At 57.1% G+C, this 20,130-nt stretch carries 18 protein-coding genes and 1 pseudogene; all 19 read right to left on the reverse strand.

What is annotated here, in order from left to right; translation table 11 throughout:
• Positions 1-131: 131 nt before the first annotated feature.
• Positions 132-1,226, reverse strand: a pseudogene (locus HBR94_RS20390) (transposase); the annotation flags it as partial.
• Positions 1,223-2,080, reverse strand: coding sequence for a TnsA endonuclease N-terminal domain-containing protein (locus tag HBR94_RS20395; RefSeq protein WP_019334867.1), 858 nt, complete (start codon positions 2,078-2,080; stop codon positions 1,223-1,225). The gene HBR94_RS20395 and the pseudogene HBR94_RS20390, both read right to left, overlap by 4 nt.
• A 280-nt stretch (positions 2,081-2,360) precedes the next feature.
• Positions 2,361-4,193: a glutamine--fructose-6-phosphate transaminase (isomerizing) gene (gene glmS, locus HBR94_RS20400; RefSeq protein WP_115129334.1), complete on the reverse strand. Its 1,833-nt coding sequence runs from the start codon at positions 4,191-4,193 to the stop codon at positions 2,361-2,363.
• A 10-nt stretch (positions 4,194-4,203) separates the two neighbouring features.
• Positions 4,204-4,971 (reverse strand): DeoR family transcriptional regulator, encoded by a 768-nt coding sequence (locus tag HBR94_RS20405; protein WP_029290123.1) that lies wholly within the window; start codon positions 4,969-4,971, stop codon positions 4,204-4,206.
• A gap of 228 nt (positions 4,972-5,199) precedes the next feature.
• Positions 5,200-6,567 carry a bifunctional UDP-N-acetylglucosamine diphosphorylase/glucosamine-1-phosphate N-acetyltransferase GlmU gene (gene glmU, locus HBR94_RS20410; RefSeq protein WP_170045457.1) on the reverse strand — a complete coding sequence of 456 codons (1,368 nt, stop codon included), beginning with the start codon at positions 6,565-6,567 and terminating at the stop codon, positions 5,200-5,202.
• 123 nt (positions 6,568-6,690) lie between these two features.
• Positions 6,691-7,107 (reverse strand): F0F1 ATP synthase subunit epsilon, encoded by a 417-nt coding sequence (locus HBR94_RS20415; RefSeq protein ID WP_057439300.1) that lies wholly within the window; start codon positions 7,105-7,107, stop codon positions 6,691-6,693.
• A gap of 44 nt (positions 7,108-7,151) precedes the next feature.
• Entirely contained in the window at positions 7,152-8,528 is a 1,377-nt protein-coding gene (gene atpD / locus HBR94_RS20420) for a F0F1 ATP synthase subunit beta (RefSeq protein WP_015886645.1), read from the reverse strand.
• Positions 8,529-8,555: 27 nt separating this feature from the next.
• Positions 8,556-9,416 (reverse strand): F0F1 ATP synthase subunit gamma, encoded by an 861-nt coding sequence (gene atpG / locus HBR94_RS20425; RefSeq protein WP_057439299.1) that lies wholly within the window; start codon positions 9,414-9,416, stop codon positions 8,556-8,558.
• A gap of 50 nt (positions 9,417-9,466) precedes the next feature.
• Complete coding sequence (atpA, locus tag HBR94_RS20430) at positions 9,467-11,011, reverse strand: F0F1 ATP synthase subunit alpha (RefSeq protein WP_029290137.1); 1,545 nt, start codon at positions 11,009-11,011, stop codon at positions 9,467-9,469.
• 21 nt (positions 11,012-11,032) lie between these two features.
• Entirely contained in the window at positions 11,033-11,569 is a 537-nt protein-coding gene (locus tag HBR94_RS20435) for a F0F1 ATP synthase subunit delta (protein ID WP_057439298.1), read from the reverse strand.
• Positions 11,570-11,581: 12 nt separating this feature from the next.
• Entirely contained in the window at positions 11,582-12,052 is a 471-nt protein-coding gene (locus HBR94_RS20440; protein WP_008439543.1) for a F0F1 ATP synthase subunit B, read from the reverse strand.
• Between the two features lie 56 nt (positions 12,053-12,108).
• Positions 12,109-12,366, reverse strand: coding sequence for a F0F1 ATP synthase subunit C (gene atpE, locus HBR94_RS20445; protein ID WP_002555987.1), 258 nt, complete (start codon positions 12,364-12,366; stop codon positions 12,109-12,111).
• A gap of 133 nt (positions 12,367-12,499) precedes the next feature.
• On the reverse strand, positions 12,500-13,369 hold the full coding sequence (gene atpB / locus HBR94_RS20450; protein ID WP_049710820.1) for a F0F1 ATP synthase subunit A: 870 nt from the start codon (positions 13,367-13,369) through the stop codon (positions 12,500-12,502).
• A gap of 16 nt (positions 13,370-13,385) precedes the next feature.
• Entirely contained in the window at positions 13,386-13,793 is a 408-nt protein-coding gene (locus tag HBR94_RS20455; protein ID WP_010565865.1) for a F0F1 ATP synthase subunit I, read from the reverse strand.
• A 148-nt stretch (positions 13,794-13,941) separates the two neighbouring features.
• Complete coding sequence (locus tag HBR94_RS20460) at positions 13,942-14,814, reverse strand: ParB/RepB/Spo0J family partition protein (protein WP_057439295.1); 873 nt, start codon at positions 14,812-14,814, stop codon at positions 13,942-13,944.
• A 9-nt stretch (positions 14,815-14,823) separates the two neighbouring features.
• Positions 14,824-15,621, reverse strand: coding sequence for a ParA family protein (locus tag HBR94_RS20465; RefSeq protein WP_005792605.1), 798 nt, complete (start codon positions 15,619-15,621; stop codon positions 14,824-14,826).
• 18 nt (positions 15,622-15,639) lie between these two features.
• On the reverse strand, positions 15,640-16,284 hold the full coding sequence (gene rsmG, locus HBR94_RS20470) for a 16S rRNA (guanine(527)-N(7))-methyltransferase RsmG (protein WP_170045458.1): 645 nt from the start codon (positions 16,282-16,284) through the stop codon (positions 15,640-15,642).
• Positions 16,281-18,173 (reverse strand): tRNA uridine-5-carboxymethylaminomethyl(34) synthesis enzyme MnmG, encoded by a 1,893-nt coding sequence (gene mnmG / locus HBR94_RS20475; RefSeq protein WP_115129449.1) that lies wholly within the window; start codon positions 18,171-18,173, stop codon positions 16,281-16,283. The genes rsmG and mnmG overlap by 4 nt, the downstream gene beginning before the upstream one ends.
• Before the next feature lie 552 nt (positions 18,174-18,725).
• Positions 18,726-20,096, reverse strand: a complete 1,371-nt coding sequence (gene mnmE, locus HBR94_RS20480) for a tRNA uridine-5-carboxymethylaminomethyl(34) synthesis GTPase MnmE (protein WP_057439293.1) — start codon at positions 20,094-20,096, stop codon at positions 18,726-18,728.
• Positions 20,097-20,130: the final 34 nt, after the last annotated feature.

The raw sequence follows: 20,130 nt of genomic DNA on the forward strand, positions 1-20,130 counted from the left end.
GAGACATTAGCCAGTACCTGATGCATCACTACAACTGGATCCGACCTCATCAATTTAACGATGGATTGGCCCCAGCGAAAACGGAAGAAAAACTCAAAACCGTGTCCGGGATGAGTTGACCACTACATTGTGACCCCATTGGTAGCGCAAAACTCAACCTTCGAAGTGAAAGCGTTGAAAAGCGCTTGCCTGGCTCCGTTCCAACTCGGGCCCTCTAATCCGATATAGAGACCGACGATCATGCCGGAAAAGCTATCAATGACGACGTACACAACCGGCCGTCCAATGAGCATTCGCCTGGAGTATCCGTTCACGAGATAAATGTCCGCAATGGTGGCATCGATCTCAAACTGATGGCAGGGGCCACGAAGCCAGTCACGGACGGTTCCAGAAAGGGGGCGGCAATCTTTTAGCCACTTACGCATTCCCTTACGGCCACGTTCAGTTTCAACCTCGTCGAAATATTGCTTTCCCCAATAATCGAACTGTCTAAAGGAAGGAATTTCCGATTCGGGTAGCAAACGACCGCCTGATTCTGGATTTTTCGACAGGTCTTTCGCGGTATAGAACCTCCTGAGCATCTCAACATAGGCGTTGGTTATCGTAGAAGTCTTATCCCCGACAAATAACGAGTAGCCGATACGGATACAGCGCTTATCCACTGCATCGATAACCTTGGTCGGTGAAACGGCAATACCTTGATACCTTGGCTTCCTACCCGGGGGCTTTGCGGGATCATACTTGCGCTCAGGAACTCCGACGCCCGCATAGTTTTTCAAGAGCGCATTTCGAACTTGGCCGTTGATCCAGTAACGGTACAGAAGCCGATAGATGCTCTTGCGCTGTATACCGAGCTCAACAGCTCTAGCGCCGACCATTTGACCCATCTCACCAGGAGCGAATATCTGACCTGGATAACCTGAGTCGATCAGGGGTGCGATGATGTTCCACTTTTCATCCCTTTCCCGCTTCTTTTTCTCATCCAAGTCATCCTCTAACACTAAGAGAAACTCAGGCGTAACGACCTTGGCTAGCTTCGTATCACCTGCAATGACGGATCCGCGAAGCTCCTCCAGGCCTAAACCAATCGGTTGGCGGGGCGGATCCGTTAATTGGATCAAAACGACCGCATCGTATCGCTCATTGAGGTACAAGACCCTAACGAAGCCCGGCACGACGGAAAACTCAGTAAGCGGTTCGAAACAATCATTGACTTGGACTTTCATGATAGGCCCTCCGCCGTCAGTGAAATTTTCATTGGTTTCTCAATGATTTCAAATGTTGGTAGTGGTGCAGTCATTTGAATGGGAGTACCAACCAAATCTACCTTGATCGACTTAGCCCATATCAGGTGATGATATAAAGCCCGAGAGTCTTGATAGGAGATAAATAAACGTGCGGCAATCTTTCGCAGAGATTCAGCAGTACTCCACGGGTAGGGACGACAGCTCGCTAAGTGCCCCAGAAAATCTGTGTGTAATGATGGCTCTGCCAAGGCGCGCGGCAGTTGAGCGAACCTCCTGAGTAAGCCTAAATTTTTGATCAAATCGGGGCTGAACATTTCTTCGGTGACAATGGCCCAATCAACGTGTTGGCCAGTCCAGAAACGCTTTTCGATCTCAAATTTTTCCAACGTCCTCCTGGCTTTTTTGCCTTCGAGGTCACTGCGGTATTTGATTGTTCTGGCTACGGATTTAAAGCTGCCATCGGGCTTTTTTATCGTTAATAAAAAATCCGTGGTCATAACGTAAGGAAGCACTGTCTTCGGATACTTCGGGTATCGCACTCCCATAGAGCTCGCGATTGCTTGAGCACTTTCTCGCGGTAGCAGTGGATACTGTTCGCGTATATCCACAACATTTTCCGAAAATTCACATACCAAAAAATAAGCGCGTTCGAGGTCAGAAAAGAGGTGGTGGAGACGATCGATCTTCACACCTTGGATCTTGTGGGAGCGTCCTCTGGAAGGCACGTCTTGGACGCGCAGCCACGGCAGATAACTGGCACCAGCTCCGCTACCGAATCCATTCGAAATATGCCGCTGAATATCTGTCTCAGACGAAAACCTACGACCGCGCAATGCTACCTCCTTCGTCCGCCGGGACCGCCTCTCCTCGCCCTGAAAAATAGTTATAGGAAAAAATCGCCCACCACCTGTTCATGGTACAGCCCTCTTTAGCCTACTCCCGGAGCGTGGCGAAGCGGAGAATCTAGACCGATGGCTCAGCCAAAAAATGGAAACCCCCGTAAATACGGGGGTTTCGGCCTTGTGTCAATCTATGTTACGGCGTGTCAATCTTTATTGTTAAGTGTCAATCTTTATTGTTAGAAGCCACACCCTTTCTCGTTACCGCTAAACATTACTCAACCGTCACCGACTTGGCCAAGTTACGCGGCTGGTCAACGTCCGTGCCCTTGAGCACCGCCACGTAGTACGACAGCAACTGCAGCGGGATGGTGTAGAGGATCGGCGACAGGGTGTCGTGGATGTGCGGCATGTTGATCACGTGGGTGCCTTCGCCGTTGGTCATGCCGGCCTTTTCGTCGGCAAACACGATCAGTTGACCACCACGAGCGCGTACTTCCTGCAGGTTGGACTTGAGCTTTTCCAGCAGTTCATTGTTCGGCGCCACGGTGACCACAGGCATGTCGTCGTCCACCAGGGCCAATGGGCCGTGCTTCAGCTCGCCGGCAGGGTAGGCTTCGGCGTGGATATAGGAGATTTCCTTGAGTTTCAGGGAGCCTTCCATTGCCACTGGGTATTGCGCGCCACGGCCGAGGAACAGGGTGTGGTTCTTGTCGGCAAACAGTTCGGCGACTTTCTCTACGGTGCTGTCCATGGCCAGTGCTTCGCCCAGGCGGGTGGGCAGGCGGCGCAGTTCTTCTACCAGGGTGGCTTCTACACCTGCGGCCAATGTGCCGCGCACCTGGCCAAGGGACAGGGTCAGCAGCAGCAGGCCCACCAATTGTGTGGTGAAGGCCTTGGTGGAGGCTACACCGATTTCGCGGCCGGCCTGGGTCAGCAGGGTCAGGTCGGACTCGCGCACCAGGGAGCTGATGCTGACGTTGCAGATCGCCAGGCTCGCCAGGTATCCCAGTTCCTTGGCATTGCGCAGGGCTGCCAGGGTGTCGGCGGTCTCGCCGGATTGGGAAATGGTGACGAACAGGGTGTCGGGCTGCACCACCACCTTGCGGTAGCGGAACTCACTGGCTACTTCGACCTGGCACGGGATGCCGGCCAGTTCTTCCAGCCAGTAACGGGCGACCATGCCGGCGTGGTAGCTGGTGCCACAGGCGACGATCTGCACATTGCGCACTTTGGCGAACAGCTCGGCGGCTTGCGGGCCGAAGGCGTTAACCAGGACTTGCTTGTCGCCAAGGCGGCCTTCCAGGGTGCGTTGCACCACGGCCGGTTGCTCGTGGATTTCCTTGAGCATGAAGTGGCGGAACTCACCCTTGTCGGCAGCTTCGGCGCCGTCGCGGTACTGCACGGCTTCGCGCTCGACGGAGTTGCCATCGACGTCCCAGATCGCCACGCTTTCACGGCGGATGTCGGCGATATCACCTTCTTCCAGGTACATGAAGCGGTCGGTGACCTGACGCAGGGCCAGTTGATCGGAAGCGAGGAAGTTCTCCCCCAGGCCCAGGCCAATCACCAATGGGCTGCCACTGCGAGCGGCAACCACACGGTCCGGTTGGCTGGCGCTGATCACGGCCAGACCGTAGGCGCCATGCAGTTCCTTGACCGTGGCCTTGAGGGCGGTGGTCAGGTCACTGTGGTCCTTGAGCTTGTGGTTGAGCAGGTGGGCGATGACTTCGGTGTCGGTGTCCGAGGTAAAGACGTAGCCCTGGCCCTTGAGTTGTTCACGCAGCACTTCGTGGTTTTCGATGATGCCGTTGTGCACCACCGCAATATCACCGGAGAAATGTGGGTGTGCATTGCGCTCGCACGGTGCACCGTGGGTCGCCCAGCGGGTGTGGGCGATGCCCAGACGGCCCGCCAGGGGCTCACCGGCCAGGGCCTGTTCCAGTTCGCTGACTTTGCCCGGGCGACGCATGCGCTCCAGCTTGCCCGCGTTGCTGAAGACCGCCACGCCGGCACTGTCGTAGCCACGGTATTCCAGGCGCTTGAGGCCTTCGAGCAAAATGGCGGTAACGTTTCGTTCAGCGACTGCGCCTACAATTCCACACATGGTTTCTCTCCTAGATGACTGCCGCGCAAATCAGCGTAATGCCGCGGGCTTGAATCTGGTCGCGGGCCTCAAGCGGCAGGCGATCATCGGTAATAAGGGTATGGACGCTGCTCCAGGGCAGTTCCAGGTTGGGGATCTTGCGGCCGATCTTGTCGGATTCGACCATCACCACCACTTCACGGGCGACTTCGGCCATCACTCGGCTCAAGCCCAGCAATTCATTGAAGGTGGTGGTACCGCGCTGCAGGTCGATACCGTCAGCGCCTATAAAGAGTTGGTCGAAGTCATAGGAACGCAGCACTTGTTCGGCGACCTGCCCCTGGAACGAGTCCGAGTGCGGGTCCCAGGTGCCGCCGGTCATCAACAGCACCGGCTCATGCTCCAACTCACTCAGGGCACTGGCCACATGCAGGGAGTTGGTCATCACCACCAGGCCGGGCTGATGGCCCAGCTCCGGGATCATCGCGGCGGTGGTGCTGCCGCTGTCGATAATGATCCGTGCGTGTTCACGCAAGCGCTTGACCGCCGCACGGGCGATGGCGCGCTTATGCACAGAAATCGGTTGGGCAGGATCGCCGACCAGTTCCTGGGGCATGGTGATGGCGCCACCGTAGCGACGCAGCAGCAAGCCGTTGCTTTCCAGCGCGGCCAGGTCCTTGCGGATGGTCACTTCGGAGGTTTCGAAACGTTTGGCCAATTCGTCCACGCTCACTTCGCCCTGCTCGTTGAGCAAGGTGAGGATGTTGTGACGTCGTTGTGGTGTATTTCGTTTCGACATGGTGATGATAAGTTTCGTTTCGAAAGATAACGAAGGCAATCAAAACCTATTGACGGGAAATCGTCAAGCGGCGGGTGCACTTTTTTGAAAACAACATAGATCCAATGTGGAAGCGGGCTTGCTCGCGAAGGCGGTGCATCAGATACACGTTCAGTGACTGAAACTCCGTCTTCGCGAGCAAGCCCGCTCCCACAATGGAATGGCGTTGCTAATGAGGTTGTGGATAACTCAGGTCTTTTTGATTTTGACCGGGCGTTTCCAGCCGTCGATGTTGCGTTGGCGGGCGCGGGCTACTGCCAATTGCGACTTATCCACATCCTGGTTGATGGTTGAGCCTGCCGCGGTGTTTGAACCATCGCCAATGGTGACGGGCGCAATCAGTGAATTGTTGGAGCCGATAAAGACGTCCTCACCAATCGTCGTCTGATACTTGTTGGCACCATCGTAATTGCAGGTAATGGCGCCGGCGCCAATGTTGCTGCGGGCCCCAATCACTGCATCGCCGAGGTAGGCCAGGTGCCCTGCCTTCGCATCGTCGCCCATCCGTGCGTTTTTCAGCTCAACAAAGTTACCCACATGGGCCCTGGCGCCCAGCACGCTGCCCGGGCGCAACCGCGCAAATGGCCCCGCATCGCTGGCCTCACCCATCACCGCACCGTCGATATGGCTGTTGGCCTTGACCACCACGCCTTTGCGCAGGGTGCTGTCCTTGATCACGCAGTTCGGGCCAATCACCACGTCGTCTTCGATGATCACGCGGCCCTCGAGGATCACGTTGATATCAATCAGCACGTCACGGCCCACGGTGACTTCGCCCCGTACGTCGAAACGCGCCGGGTCACGCAGCGTCACGCCCTGCGCCATCAGGCGGCGGCCTTCGCGCAGTTGGTAGTGCCGCTCCAGTTCTGCCAGTTGCTTGCGGTCGTTGGCGCCCTGCACTTCCATCGGGTCGTGGGGCTGCTCGGTGGCAACCACCAAGCCATCGCTGACGGCCATTTCAATCACGTCTGTCAGGTAATACTCGCCCTGAACATTGTTGTTCGACAGGCGGCCCATCCAGTCCGCCAGACGATCGGCCGGTACCGCAAGGATGCCGGTGTTGCCTTCAGTAATCGCCCGTTGTGCTTCGCTGGCATCTTTATGTTCGACGATGGCTGCAACCTTGCCGTCGGCATCGCGCACGATACGGCCATAACCGGTCGGGTCGTCCAGCTCGACGGTGAGCAGACCCATCTGGCCCGGTACCACGCGCTTGAGCAGGCGCTGCAGGGTTTCCACTTCGATCAGCGGCACATCCCCGTAGAGGATCAGCACGGTGTCGGCCTTGATGAACGGCACAGCTTGCGCGGTGGCATGACCAGTGCCCAGTTGCTTGTCCTGCAATACGAAATTCAAGTCGTCGGCTGCCAGACGTTCACGCACCGCATCGGCCCCGTGGCCAATCACGACGTGGATACGCTGTGGCTCCAGTTGCCGGGCGCTGTGGATAACATGGCCAAGCATGGAGTTACCCGCAACCGGGTGCAGCACTTTGGGCAGGGCAGAACGCATGCGGGTGCCCTGACCTGCGGCGAGAATGACGATTTCAAGAGACATGAATGGCTACCAATCCTGGGCGGTCCGGCTTCAGACCAAAGAAGTGTTTTGCAAAAAAAGAAAAAGGGTAGCCGAGGCTACCCTTTTTAATCAATCGCGCATGAAGCATGACGGCTTGGCCGCTTACTTCTTGCGGATCTGCTGGAGCGTGCGCAGCTGGGCTGCAGCCTCGGCCAGACGTACAGCAGCAGCGCTGTAGTCGAAGTCCGCACCTTTTTCGTGCAGAGCCTTCTCGGCAGCCTTGACGGCTTCCTGAGCGGAGGCTTCATCCAGGTCGCCAGCACGTTGCACGGTGTCGGCAAGAACCTTGACCATGTTCGGCTGAACTTCGAGGAAACCACCAGAGATGTAGAACACCTCCTTTTCCCCGCCCTGCTTGGTCAGAGTAATCGGACCGGGCTTCAAGCTGGTGATCAGCGGTGCGTGGCCCAAGGCAATACCCAGGTCACCCAACTCGCCGTGTGCAATTACCATCTCTACCAGACCGGAGAAGATTTCCCCTTCCGCGCTGACGATATCGCAATGGACTGTCATAGCCATCTGATTGCCTCAACCTGATGAGCGCCCGTTTCCGGGCGCCTGGATTACAGTTTCTTGGCTTTCTCGATCGCTTCTTCGATGCCACCGACCATGTAGAACGCTTGTTCTGGCAGGTGGTCGTAGTCACCGTTGAGGATGCCTTTGAAGCCAGCAATGGTGTCTTTCAGGGAAACGTATTTACCCGAGGCACCGGTGAAGACTTCAGCCACGAAGAACGGCTGCGACAAGAAGCGCTGGATCTTACGAGCGCGGGATACCAACTGCTTGTCGGTTTCCGACAGTTCGTCCATACCCAGGATCGCAATGATGTCCTTCAGCTCTTTGTAACGCTGCAGCACGTACTGAACGCCGCGAGCGGTGTCGTAGTGCTCCTGGCCGATCACGTTCGGGTCCAGCTGGCGCGAAGTCGAGTCGAGTGGATCGACCGCTGGGTAGATACCCAGGGAAGCGATGTCACGGGACAGTACGACGGTGGCGTCCAAGTGGGCGAAGGTGGTCGCTGGCGACGGGTCAGTCAAGTCATCCGCAGGTACGTATACCGCTTGGATCGACGTGATCGAACCTTCCTTGGTCGAAGTGATACGTTCTTGCAGAACGCCCATCTCTTCAGCCAGGGTCGGCTGGTAACCTACTGCCGAAGGCATACGGCCCAGCAGTGCGGATACTTCAGTACCGGCCAGGGTGTAACGGTAGATGTTGTCGACGAACAGCAGAACGTCGTTACCTTCGTCACGGAACTTCTCGGCCATGGTCAGGCCAGTCAGTGCTACGCGCAGACGGTTACCCGGCGGCTCGTTCATCTGACCGTAGACCAGTGCCACTTTGTCCAGAACGTTGGAGTCCTTCATCTCGTGGTAGAAGTCGTTACCCTCACGAGTACGCTCACCCACACCGGCGAACACGGAATAACCGCTGTGCTCGATGGCGATGTTACGGATCAGTTCCATCATGTTTACGGTCTTGCCTACACCGGCACCACCGAACAGACCGACTTTACCGCCTTTGGCGAACGGGCAAACCAGGTCGATAACCTTGATGCCGGTTTCCAGCAGGTCGTTGCCGCCAGCTTGCTCGGCGAACGAAGGTGCTGGGCGGTGAATGCCCCAACGCTCTTCGGTATCGATCGGGCCAGCTTCGTCAATCGGGTTGCCCAGTACGTCCATGATCCGGCCCAGGGTCGCTTTACCGACCGGTACGGAGATGGCAGCGCCAGTGTCGACAACGTCCAGACCGCGCTTCAAGCCTTCGGTGGAACCCATCGCAATGGTACGAACTACGCCGTCGCCCAGCTGCTGCTGAACTTCCAGAGTAGTTTCCGCGCCTTGTACTTTCAGCGCGTTGTAGATGCTCGGTACGCTGTCGCGTGGGAATTCCACGTCGATAACGGCGCCGATGATTTGAACGATACGTCCGCTACTCATAGCTGGATCCTCTGAATATTTGAACCGTTAAACCGCGGCAGCGCCGCCGACGATTTCCGAGATCTCTTGGGTGATCGCAGCCTGACGCGCCTTGTTGTAGATCAGCTGCAAATCGCTGATCAGATCACCGGCGTTGTCGGTAGCGTTTTTCATCGCGATCATCCGCGCCGCTTGTTCAGCTGCGTTGTTCTCGACCACCGCCTGGTACACCTGCGACTCCACGTAGCGCACCATCAAGCCGTCAAGCAGCTCTTTGGCGTCTGGTTCGTAGAGGTAGTCCCAGTGGTGCTTGAGTTCCTGATCCGGGGTCGCCACCAGTGGAATCAATTGCTCCACGGTTGGCTGCTGGGTCATGGTGTTGATGAACTTGTTGGATACCACGGACAGGCGGTCGATCCGGCCTTCCAGGTACGCATCCAGCATCACCTTCACACTGCCGATCAAGTCATTGATCGACGGCTCTTCACCCAGGTGGCTGATAGCTGCAACGACGTTACCGCCGAAGTTGCGGAAAAAGGCCGCACCCTTGCTACCAACAACACACAGATCAATCTCGACGCCGTTTTCGCGGTTTACCGCCATGTCCTTGACCAGGGCCTTGAACAGGTTGGTATTCAAACCACCGCACAAACCACGGTCACTGCTCACTACCACATAACCTGCACGCTTGACGGCGCGCTCGATCATGAACGGGTGGCGGTATTCCGGGTTGGCGTTGGCCAGATGCCCAATTACCTGGCGGATACGCTCCGCATAAGGACGGCTAGCCGACATGCGCATTTGTGCCTTGCGCATTTTGCTGACCGCCACTTTCTCCATGGCGCTGGTAATTTTTTGCGTGCTTTTGATGCTCGCAATCTTACTGCGAATCTCTTTTGCGCCTGCCATGTAACACCTATCAGGTTAGCAAGCGGGAGCCTTGCGGCTCCCGCTGCGGCTTACCAGGTTTGGGTGGCCTTGAACTTCTCGATACCGGCCTTCAGGCCAGCGTCGATTTCGTCATTGAAGTCACCCTTCACGTTGATCTTGGCCATCAAATCGGCATGATCTCGGTTGAAGTAAGCAATCAGCGCTTGTTCAAAGCTGCCGACCTTGGCGATTTCGACGTCAGTCAGGAACCCACGCTCAGCGGCATACAGCGACAGCGACATGTCAGCGATCGACATTGGCGCGTATTGCTTCTGCTTCATCAGCTCGGTAACGCGCTGACCATGCTCAAGTTGCTTACGGGTCGCTTCGTCCAGGTCAGAAGCGAACTGGGCGAATGCCGCCAGTTCACGGTACTGAGCCAGAGCGGTACGGATACCACCGGAGAGCTTCTTGATGATCTTGGTCTGAGCGGCACCACCCACACGGGATACCGAAACACCGGCGTTCACAGCAGGACGGATCCCGGAGTTGAACATGGCCGATTCCAGGAAGATCTGACCGTCGGTGATGGAAATCACGTTGGTCGGAACGAACGCGGAAACGTCGCCAGCCTGGGTTTCGATGATCGGCAGTGCGGTCAGGGAACCGGTTTTGCCGGTCACTGCGCCGTTGGTGAACTTCTCTACGTACTCTTCGGAAACGCGGGATGCGCGCTCCAGCAGACGGGAGTGGAGATAGAACACGTCGCCTGGGTAGGCTTCACGGCCTGGTGGACGGCGCAGCAGCAGGGAAATCTGGCGGTAAGCCACTGCTTGCTTGGACAGATCGTCATAAACGATCAGCGCGTCTTCACCGCGGTCGCGGAAGAATTCACCCATGGTGCAACCGGAGTACGGTGCCAGGAATTGCAGCGCAGGAGATTCCGAAGCACTGGCAGCCACGATGATCGTGTTGGCCAGGGCGCCGTTTTCTTCCAGCTTGCGAACCACGTTGGCGATGGTCGATTGTTTCTGACCGATCGCTACGTAGACGCAGAAAATGCCGCTGTCTTTCTGGTTGATGATCGCGTCGATCGCCAGAGCGGTCTTACCGATCTGACGGTCACCGATGATCAGCTCACGCTGGCCACGGCCGACTGGGATCATGGCATCGACAGCCTTGTAGCCAGTCTGTACAGGCTGGTCTACCGACTTACGCCAGATCACGCCTGGAGCAACTTTCTCGACCGCGTCGGTCTCGGTGTTGCCCAGTGGACCTTTACCGTCAACAGGGTTACCCAGTGCGTCGACAACGCGACCCAGCAGTTCCTTACCAACCGGAACTTCCAGGATGCGGCCTGTGCACTTGGCGCTCATGCCTTCGGCCAGACTGGTGTACGCGCCCAATACAACGGCACCTACGGAGTCTTGCTCCAGGTTGAGGGCCATACCGTAGACGCCGCCCGGAAACTCGATCATCTCGCCGTACATTACGTCGGCCAGACCGTGAATCCGCACGATGCCGTCAGATACGCTGACGACAGTGCCTTCGTTACGGGCTTGGGAGGTCACATCGAGCTTGTCGATGCGGCCCTTGATAATTTCACTTATTTCGGAAGGATTGAGTTGCTGCATTGCTCTGCTGCCCCTTCAAACTCAAGATTTCAATGCTTCGGCAAGATTCGCGAGTTTGCCGCGAATCGAGCCATCGATAACCAGGTCGCCGGCGCGGATGACAACACCCCCAATAAGGGATGGGTCTTCCGCAACTTGCAGGCGCACTTCCCGGTCGAGTCGTGCACTGAGAACCTTGGCGAGTTTGTCTTGCTGTTCTTGGTTCAATGCAAAAGCACTGGTCACTTCAACGTCTACCGACTTCTCTTGCTCGGCCTTGTACAGGTCGAACAGAGCGGCAATCTCCGGCAAAAGCGGGAGACGGTCGTTTTCGGCAACGACGTGGATGAAGTTCTGCACTTTCACATCAAACTTGTCGCCGCACACGTCAATAAACGTGGCGGCCTTGTCTGCGCTCGTCAGTCGCGGGGCCTTGAGCACGCGCTGCATGGTGTCGTCTTGCGACACTGCTGCAGCCAGGCCGAGCATGGCTGACCAAGAGGCCAGCTGCTGGTGGGCCTGGGCGTGCTCGAAGGCTGCCTTAGCGTAAGGTCGGGCCAACGTGGTCAATTCTGCCATGATCGCCCTCGCTTAAATTTCAGCAGCCAGTTTGTTTACCAGCTCCGCGTGCGCGTTTTGATCGATTGTGGCACCCAGGATCTTCTCAGCACCGCCGACGGCCAGAGCACCCAGTTGGGCACGCAGCGCATCTTTGACACCGTTCAATTCCTGTTCGATCTCGGCCTGAGCCTGAACCTTCACACGGTCAGCGTCGATACGGGCTTTTTCAACAGCCTCTTCAACAATCTGGTTACCGCGTTTCTTGGCTTGCTCAATGATTTCAGCTGCCTGAGCCTTCGCTTCGCGCAGTTGCTGACCCGCTTTATCTTGGGCCAACTCCAGGTCGCGAGCTGCTCGTGCGGCAGCGTCCAGTCCATCCGCGATCTTCTTCTGACGTTCGTGCAAAGCCGCGATGACCGGAGGCCATACGAACTTCATGCAGAAAACAACAAAAATCAAGAACGCTAAGGACTGACCAATAATGGTTGCATTAATGTTCACGCCAATACCTCGCTCGTTCGTTGCACAACACACCAATCACTCGAAAAAACGAGTGATTAACCGGCGAGTTGACCAACGAAGGGGTTCGCGAAGGTGAAGAACAGAGCGATACCAACACCGATCATGGTCACGGCGTCGAGCAGGCCGGCAACGATGAACATTTTAACCTGCAGCATTGGAACCATTTCTGGCTGACGCGCGGCGCCTTCCAGGAACTTGCCGCCCAACAGGCCGAAACCAATGGCAGTACCCAGGGCGCCCAGGCCGATCAACAGTGCAACAGCGATAGCGGTTAGACCAACTACAGTTTCCATCTTTCCTCCCGACTTTTACGTCGTATGGTTTAGGTTTTTTAGATTTTAAAGCGGTAAAACAAATCGTTTCATAGCCCTGGTGGGCCACCTTCCCGTTTCACCGGGAAGGACATCAGACTAGTCGAGACTGGTCTTAATGGTTCTCTTCGTGCGCCATCGACAGGTAGACGATGGTCAGCATCATGAAGATAAACGCCTGCAGGGTGATGATCAGGATGTGGAACACAGCCCACGCCCACTGCAGAACAATGCCCAGGCCGCTAAGCCAGAGCAGGCCGCTGCCGAACATCACAGCGATCAGGATGAACACCAGCTCGCCGGCATACATGTTGCCGAACAGTCGCAGAGCCAGGGAAATCGGCTTGGCGATCAGGGTGACAAATTCCAGCAGGAAGTTCACCGGGATCAGCAGGGCTTGAACGAAGATGTTCTTGCTGCCGAACGGGTGCAGGGTCAGTTCGCCGATGAAGCCGCCGATGCCCTTGATCTTGATGCTGTAGAAAATGATCAACGCGAATACCGACAGGGCCATGCCCAGGGTAGCGTTAGGGTCAGTGGTCGATACCGCGCGGAATGGGATGTGCGGGTCGCCGGAGATCAGGATGGCCAACTGAGGAATCCAGTCGACCGGGATCAGGTCAACGGCGTTCATCAGGAACACCCAGACGAAGATGGTCAGTGCCAGCGGTGCAATCACCGGGCTACGGCCATGGAAGCTGTCTTTCACGCTGCCATCGACGAATTCGACCAATACTTCAACGAAGTTCTGCAAAGCACCTGGCTGACCGGAAGTCGCCTTCTTTGCCGCCATGCGGAAAATCAGGACGAAGATCAGACCCAATGCGACCGACCAGCCCAGAGTATCCAGGTGGAAAGCCCAGAAGCCCATTTCTTTGGCCTCTGCTGCGGAGTGGGCAAAGCCCCAGCCGCCGTTGGGAAGCTGACCGAAGGTCAGGTTCTGCAAGTGGTGCTGGATATAGCCCGAAGCGGTTGTTTCTGCCATGGTTGCCTCAAACGCCCTAAGGTTTCGAAAGTCTTGTTTTCATCAGCAGGGGAGCGAACCAGCTGACCAGTTGGGTCAACACGAAGACGCCGAATACAGCTAGCGGCGCCAATGGCTTCACACCTGCAAAGGTCAGTGCAAACAGCACTGCCGTCAAAATCAGTTTCCCTGCCTCGCCGGCATAAAAGGACCGGACGATAGCCTGGGCTGCCCGGGCGCCGGAAAACCGAAAGGCCCTGTGAGCAAAATACATATTGGGCAGCAAGGCTATCAGGCCTCCGCAGAGTCCTGAATATCCGGCTACGACCCCATGCCAGTACCAAAGCGCCAATGCGGCGATCAGCAAAATGACAAATTGGGCCAATAAAACCGGAAAAACGGCCAAGCGATGGAACGGCAACGTGTTTGGCGTGCGGGTTTCCATCACTCTTGCTCCTCAATGGTCGGCTGCCGGAAATCAATAACTTGGCATAATTTGTGCCGACAAAATGCGCGCAGAGTATAGGGGCGGTTCTGCCCCTATTCAACTGCCAGGTAGTGATTTCCGACTGCGCGCTACATAAGCAAATGTTTCAGCGGATGTGGGAAAGAACGCCCTGAAGCTCATCAAGGGAGTTATATCCGATAACCAATTGCCCTTTACCCTTCTTGCCGTGGCGAATTTGCACCGCAGAGCCCAGCCGCTCGGCCAGGCGCTGCTCCAGGCGCGCGATATCCGGATCAGTTTTGGTGGGTTCGACCGGTGCAGGTTTACCACTGAGCCACTGCCGAACCAGAGCCTCGGTCTGACGAACGGTGAGACCTCGTGCGACAACGTGTCGCGCCCCTTCAACCTGTTGATTTTCCGGCAACCCGAGCAAAGCGCGGGCATGACCCATTTCCAGGTCGCCATGGGACAGCATGGTCTTGATCACTTCCGGAAGCGCGATCAGGCGCAGCAGGTTGGAAACCGTGACACGGGATTTACCCACCGCGTCGGCCACTTCCTGCTGGGTCAGCTTGAATTCCTGCTGCAAACGCTGCAGGGCAATGGCTTCCTCGATCGGATTGAGGTCCTCACGCTGGATATTCTCGATCAGTGCCATGGCGATGGCCGTTTCATCCGGCACATCGCGCACCATCGCCGGGATGGTTTCCTGGCCGGCCTGCTGGCTGGCGCGCCAGCGGCGTTCACCGGCGATGATTTCAAACCGACCGCCGCCAATGGGGCGTACGACAATCGGCTGCATCACGCCCTGGGCCTTGATCGAGTTCGCCAACTCCTCCAGCGCCTGCGGGTCCATGTCTCGGCGCGGCTGGTACTTGCCACGCTGGATCAGGTCCAGGGGCAGGTGCTGCAGCTCACGGGAGTCGGCCTGCACCGCCTGCTCTTCCAGCGAAGTGACAGTCGGACCACTCAGCAGTGCATCCAGTCCACGTCCGAGACCTCGTTTCTTGACGGCCATGGGGATTCCTTAAGTTGGCTGGGCTGCAGCGGTGCGTGAGTTGCGACGTTGGCGACGAACCATCTCGCCGGCCAGCGCCAGGTAGGCAATGGCACCACGCGATGACTTGTCGTACGCCAGCGCGGGCATGCCATAGCTTGGCGCTTCGGCCAGGCGGATGTTACGCGGGATCACTGTGTCGTAAAGCTGGTCGCCAAAGTGTTCCTTGAGTTGCGCCGACACGTCGTTCATCAGGCTCAGGCGCGGGTCATACATGGTCCGCAGCAGGCCTTCGACCTTCAGGTTCGGGTTGAGCAACTCAGCGATACGCTTGATGTTATCCACAAGGTCGCTCAAGCCTTCGAGGGCGAAGTACTCGCACTGCATGGGGATGATCACCCCATCGGCGGCAACCAGTGCGTTGAGCGTCAGCATCGACAGCGACGGCGGGCAGTCGATCAAAATGTAATCGTAATTCTCGCGGATCGGCGCCAGGGCGCTGCGCAGACGGCTTTCTTTCATCTGCATTTCCAGCAGCACCACTTCCGCCGCGGTCAAATCGCGGTTGGCCGGCAGCAACTGATAACCGCCGTGCTCGGAATAGTGCATGGCCTGGGCCAGGTCGCACTCGCCTATCAGCAAGTCGTAGACCGAGTTTTCCAGGCCGTGTTTATCCACACCGCTACCCATGGTGGCGTTGCCCTGTGGATCGAGGTCGATCAACAGCACCCGACGCTTGGTAGCGACCAGGGATGCTGCGAGGTTGATGCAGGTGGTGGTTTTACCCACGCCACCTTTCTGGTTCGCTATCGCGAATACCTTAGCCATTCTTGCTTGTGTTCCCAATCATGCCGTGCGGCGCAGTATCAGCAGATGGCGTTGGCCTTGGCAACCGGGTACGGCCAAGGCGTGTTCGCTATCGAGGTGGAAGTCTGCCGGCAATGCTAACAGCTCGTCGCTTGGATGAACGCCCTTCATTGCCAGCCAACGGGTGTTCAGGTCGCCCAAGTGGCGGGTCCAGTTGCTGAAGTTCTCCATGCTGCTGAAGGCCCTGGAAACAATTCCGTTGAAGGGCAGTTCAGGCGTGAAGGCTTCGACCCGGCTGTGGATAACTTGCAGGTTGTCCAGCTTGAGTTCGAGTTTGACCTGGGTCAGGAAACGGGTTTTCTTGCCGTTGCTGTCCAGGCAGGTCACTTGCGACTCGGGAAACAGGATCGCCAACGGGATGCCTGGCATGCCACCACCACTGCCGACGTCCAGCCAGCGGCCGTTTTCGATAAATGGCATCACGCTCAAGCTGTCGAGCAGATGCCGCGAAACCATTTCATCGGGATCGCGCACCGCAGTGAGGTTGTAGGCCTTGTTCCACTTGATCAACAGGGCCAGGTAGCCCAACAGCAATTCGTGCTGGGCTTCGGTCAAGTGCACACCCAACTGGCGTGCACCTGTGGATAACTCTTCGGCGTGTTGCGAGGTGACCAACGAACTCAAGCGCTTTGCTCCAACTGACGGCCCGCGCCGCGTTTTTTCAAATGAATCATCAACAGCGAAATGGCTGCCGGGGTGACTCCCGGGATACGGGAGGCCTGGCCCAGGGTCTCGGGGCGAGTTATCCCCAGCTTGCTTTGAATCTCTTTCGACAGCCCGGAAATACCGGTGTAGTCGATATCCACAGGCAGCTTGGTGTCTTCACTGGCGCGCAGCCGAGCGATCTCGTCCTGCTGGCGGTCAATGTAACCGGCATATTTGGTCTTGATTTCGACCTGCTCGGCCACCTGTGGATCTTCTGCGCCGCCGCCCGTCACTTCGACCAGACCAGCGTAGTCGATTTCCGGACGGGACAGCAGGTTCAGCAGGTTGTACTCGTGGGTCAGTGGCGTGCCGAATTTTTCGGCAATGGCATCGCCCTGCTCCGTGCCCGGGCGGACCCAGGTACTTTTCAGGCGCTGCTCTTCCAGTTCGATGCTTTCGCGTTTTTTGCAGAACGCTTCCCAGCGCGCGTCATCGACCAGGCCCAGCTCACGACCTTTTTCGGTCAGGCGCAAGTCGGCGTTGTCTTCGCGCAGGATCAGGCGATATTCGGCCCGGGAGGTGAACATCCGGTACGGTTCCTGGGTACCCAGGGTAATCAGGTCGTCGACCAACACCCCGATGTACGCTTCATCGCGACGCGGGCACCAGCTGTCTTTGCCCTGGGCGCGCAATGCGGCGTTGGTCCCGGCCAGCAAACCCTGGGCGCCGGCTTCTTCGTAACCGGTGGTGCCGTTGATTTGCCCGGCGAAGAACAGGCCGCCGATCACCTTGGTTTCCAGGCTGTATTTCAAGTCCCGTGGATCAAAGTAGTCGTACTCGATGGCGTAGCCCGGACGCACGATATGAGCGTTTTCCATGCCGCGAATCGACTGCACGATCTGGATTTGCACGTCGAACGGCAGGGAAGTGGAAATCCCGTTCGGGTACAGCTCGTGGGTCGTCAAACCTTCCGGCTCGATGAAGACCTGGTGGCTTTCCTTGTCGGCAAAGCGGTGGATCTTGTCTTCGATCGACGGGCAGTAACGCGGGCCGATACCTTCGATCACCCCGGAATACATCGGCGAACGATCGAGGTTGGCGGCGATGATTTCGTGGGTACGCGCATTGGTGTGGGTAATCCAGCAGCTCACCTGTTTGGGGTGCTGCTCCTTGGAACCCATGAACGACATTACCGGGATAGGCGTATCCCCGGCCTGTTCGGTCATCACCGAGAAATCCACAGAACGCCCGTCGATACGCGGCGGGGTCCCGGTTTTCAGGCGACCGACACGCAGTGGCAGTTCGCGAAGGCGATGAGCGAGGGCAATCGACGGCGGATCACCGGCGCGACCACCGGAATAGTTCTGCATTCCGATGTGGATAAGTCCACCGAGGAAGGTCCCCGTGGTCAGCACCACGGATTCTGCGAAGAAACGCAGACCCATCTGGGTGACAACACCGCGCACCTGGTCCTGCTCGACGATCAGATCATCCGCTGCCTGTTGAAATATCCACAGGTTGGGTTGGTTTTCCAGGGTTTCGCGTACCGCCGCCTTGTACAAAATGCGGTCGGCTTGTGCCCGAGTAGCACGCACGGCCGGGCCTTTGCGGCTGTTGAGCACGCGAAATTGAATACCACCTTTGTCGGTAGCCATGGCCATCACACCGCCAAGGGCGTCGATTTCCTTGACCAGGTGGCTCTTGCCGATCCCACCAATGGCGGGGTTGCAACTCATGGCACCGAGGGTTTCCACGTTGTGCGTCAGCAATAGGGTTTTGACCCCCATGCGGGCTGACGCCAGTGCTGCCTCGGTACCGGCATGACCGCCGCCGATGACGATCACTTCAAAACGGGAAGGGAAATCCACCACGCACCTCGTGCCTGCTTATGTAGGTAATTAGGAATTGATTGGTTGAGCTGGTTTTAGAGCTTTGGCGGCAAGTATAGGGACTTAGCCCTTCCTAAAGAACCCTTTGCACAAAATTTAACCAGCTGTGGATGAATCACAGACAATAGAAATTAAAAGAGAGAAATTTATTAAATCTTTGTTTTTATGTTTATTTCTACTGAGCCTACTTTCTGTGGATAGATTGCTACAGCCCGTTATTTACGATGTGTACAGAGATTCAAAAGTCTGTGGTTAGGTGGCAAGGAGGCCCTTGGATAAGTGCTTTAAGCCTGTGGATTAAACAGGTGGTTATCCACAGAGGGGTTTTTACTCAGGTTTAGAGCCCTGTTATCAACTGGGCACAGGGGCGGTTATTCACAGGGCTTAATCCACAGAAAAGCTTCAGCAGCGGTAAATTTCGCCCACGGCAAGGCCACCTCGGGGCGAGGTTATTGTCAGAAAATACGCGGGAGTGTCCTGAAACGGACAAAACAGACAGGCACGAATGGCCTGTCTGTGAACAACGAAGGGCTATTTACCGATGCAGAAACTGGAAAAGATCCTGCCGAGCAGGTCATCGGAACTGAATGCCCCGGTAATCTCCCCCAGAAGCTGCTGTGCCTGACGCAAATCCTCGGCCAGAAGCTCTCCTGCCCCTGCCAGGGTCAACTGCGCACGGCCGTGCTCAAGGGCGGCACTGGCATGGCGCAGGGCTTCCAGATGCCTGCGGCGAGCACTGAAGCTGCTTTCCGAGGTCTGTTCGTAGCCCATGCAGGCCTTGAGGTGATCGCGCAGCAGCTCCAGGCCATCACCGGCAGACTTGGCACTGAGGCTGATGGTGACATGGCCATCTTCGCTGACCTCCAGGGCAATCGCCTCACCCGTGAGGTCCGCCTTGTTGCGAATCAGCGTGACTTTGGCCGGATCAGGCCGCTGTTCAAGGAATTCTGGCCACAGGGCAAAAGGATCGACGGCTTCCGGCGCGGTGGCATCCACCACCAGCAGCACCCGATCCGCTTCACCGATAGCCTTGAGCGCCCGTTCTACACCGATTTTTTCCACCTGGTCATCGGTATCACGCAAACCGGCGGTATCGACCACGTGCAGTGGCATGCCATCAATGTGGATATGTTCGCGCAGGATATCCCGGGTAGTACCGGCAATCTCGGTCACAATCGCCGCCTCACGCCCTGCCAGGGCATTGAGCAGGCTGGACTTGCCAGCGTTGGGCCGGCCGGCAATCACCACGGTCATGCCGTCGCGCAGCAGTGCGCCCTGCCCGGCTTCCTTCAAAACTGTGGATAACTCGTCCCGCACTTTGTCCAGCATGGCCAGGACATGGCCATCGGCAAGAAAATCGATTTCTTCTTCCGGGAAATCAATCGCCGCCTCGACATAGATGCGCAAACTGATCAATTGCTCGGTGAGGTTATGCACACGCAGGGAAAACGCCCCCTGCAATGAGCGCAGGGCATTGCGCGCAGCCTGTGCAGAACTGGCCTCGATCAAATCGGCAATCGCCTCAGCCTGGGCCAGGTCGAGCTTGTCATTGAGAAACGCGCGCTCGCTGAATTCACCAGGCCGGGCAAGACGGCAGCCCAACTGCAGGCAACGCTGTAGCAGCATGTCGAGGACGATAGGCCCGCCATGTCCCTGCAGTTCCAGCACATCTTCACCGGTGAACGAGTTTGGGCCCGGGAAATACAGGGCCAGGCCCTCATCCAGTACCTCAAGATCCTCGCCGAAGAAAGGCCCGTAATGCGCATACCGGGGTTTGAGCTCACGGCCACTGATCGCTTTAGCGGCAATGCCGGCAAGCGGCCCGGAAATTCGAACGATACCGACACCGCCCCGGCCCTGAGCGGTGGCGACGGCAGCGATGGTTTCACGAGGAGCGCTCATCAGCGGTTTCCCAGACAAAAGTGACAGAATGCAA

This window comes from Pseudomonas sp. WS 5412 (genome assembly GCF_012985615.1).
GTDB lineage: Bacteria > Pseudomonadota > Gammaproteobacteria > Pseudomonadales > Pseudomonadaceae > Aquipseudomonas > Aquipseudomonas shahriarae.

Bases quoted from the DNA above. Each gene is read 5' to 3' on its own strand.
- atpA (WP_029290137.1), bottom strand. From the start codon at position 11,011: ATGCAGCAACTCAATCCTTCCGAAATAAGTGAAATTATCAAGGGCCGC.
- HBR94_RS20415 (WP_057439300.1), bottom strand. From the start codon at position 7,107: ATGGCTATGACAGTCCATTGCGATATCGTCAGCGCGGAAGGGGAAATC.
- HBR94_RS20435 (WP_057439298.1), bottom strand. From the start codon at position 11,569: ATGGCAGAATTGACCACGTTGGCCCGACCTTACGCTAAGGCAGCCTTC.
- atpD (WP_015886645.1), bottom strand. From the start codon at position 8,528: ATGAGTAGCGGACGTATCGTTCAAATCATCGGCGCCGTTATCGACGTG.
- HBR94_RS20460 (WP_057439295.1), bottom strand. From the start codon at position 14,814: ATGGCCGTCAAGAAACGAGGTCTCGGACGTGGACTGGATGCACTGCTG.
- atpG (WP_057439299.1), bottom strand. From the start codon at position 9,416: ATGGCAGGCGCAAAAGAGATTCGCAGTAAGATTGCGAGCATCAAAAGC.
- atpB (WP_049710820.1), bottom strand. From the start codon at position 13,369: ATGGCAGAAACAACCGCTTCGGGCTATATCCAGCACCACTTGCAGAAC.
- HBR94_RS20455 (WP_010565865.1), bottom strand. From the start codon at position 13,793: ATGGAAACCCGCACGCCAAACACGTTGCCGTTCCATCGCTTGGCCGTT.
- glmU (WP_170045457.1), bottom strand. From the start codon at position 6,567: ATGTCTCTTGAAATCGTCATTCTCGCCGCAGGTCAGGGCACCCGCATG.
- HBR94_RS20465 (WP_005792605.1), bottom strand. From the start codon at position 15,621: ATGGCTAAGGTATTCGCGATAGCGAACCAGAAAGGTGGCGTGGGTAAA.
- HBR94_RS20405 (WP_029290123.1), bottom strand. From the start codon at position 4,971: ATGTCGAAACGAAATACACCACAACGACGTCACAACATCCTCACCTTG.
- glmS (WP_115129334.1), bottom strand. From the start codon at position 4,193: ATGTGTGGAATTGTAGGCGCAGTCGCTGAACGAAACGTTACCGCCATT.
- atpE (WP_002555987.1), bottom strand. From the start codon at position 12,366: ATGGAAACTGTAGTTGGTCTAACCGCTATCGCTGTTGCACTGTTGATC.
- mnmE (WP_057439293.1), bottom strand. From the start codon at position 20,096: ATGAGCGCTCCTCGTGAAACCATCGCTGCCGTCGCCACCGCTCAGGGC.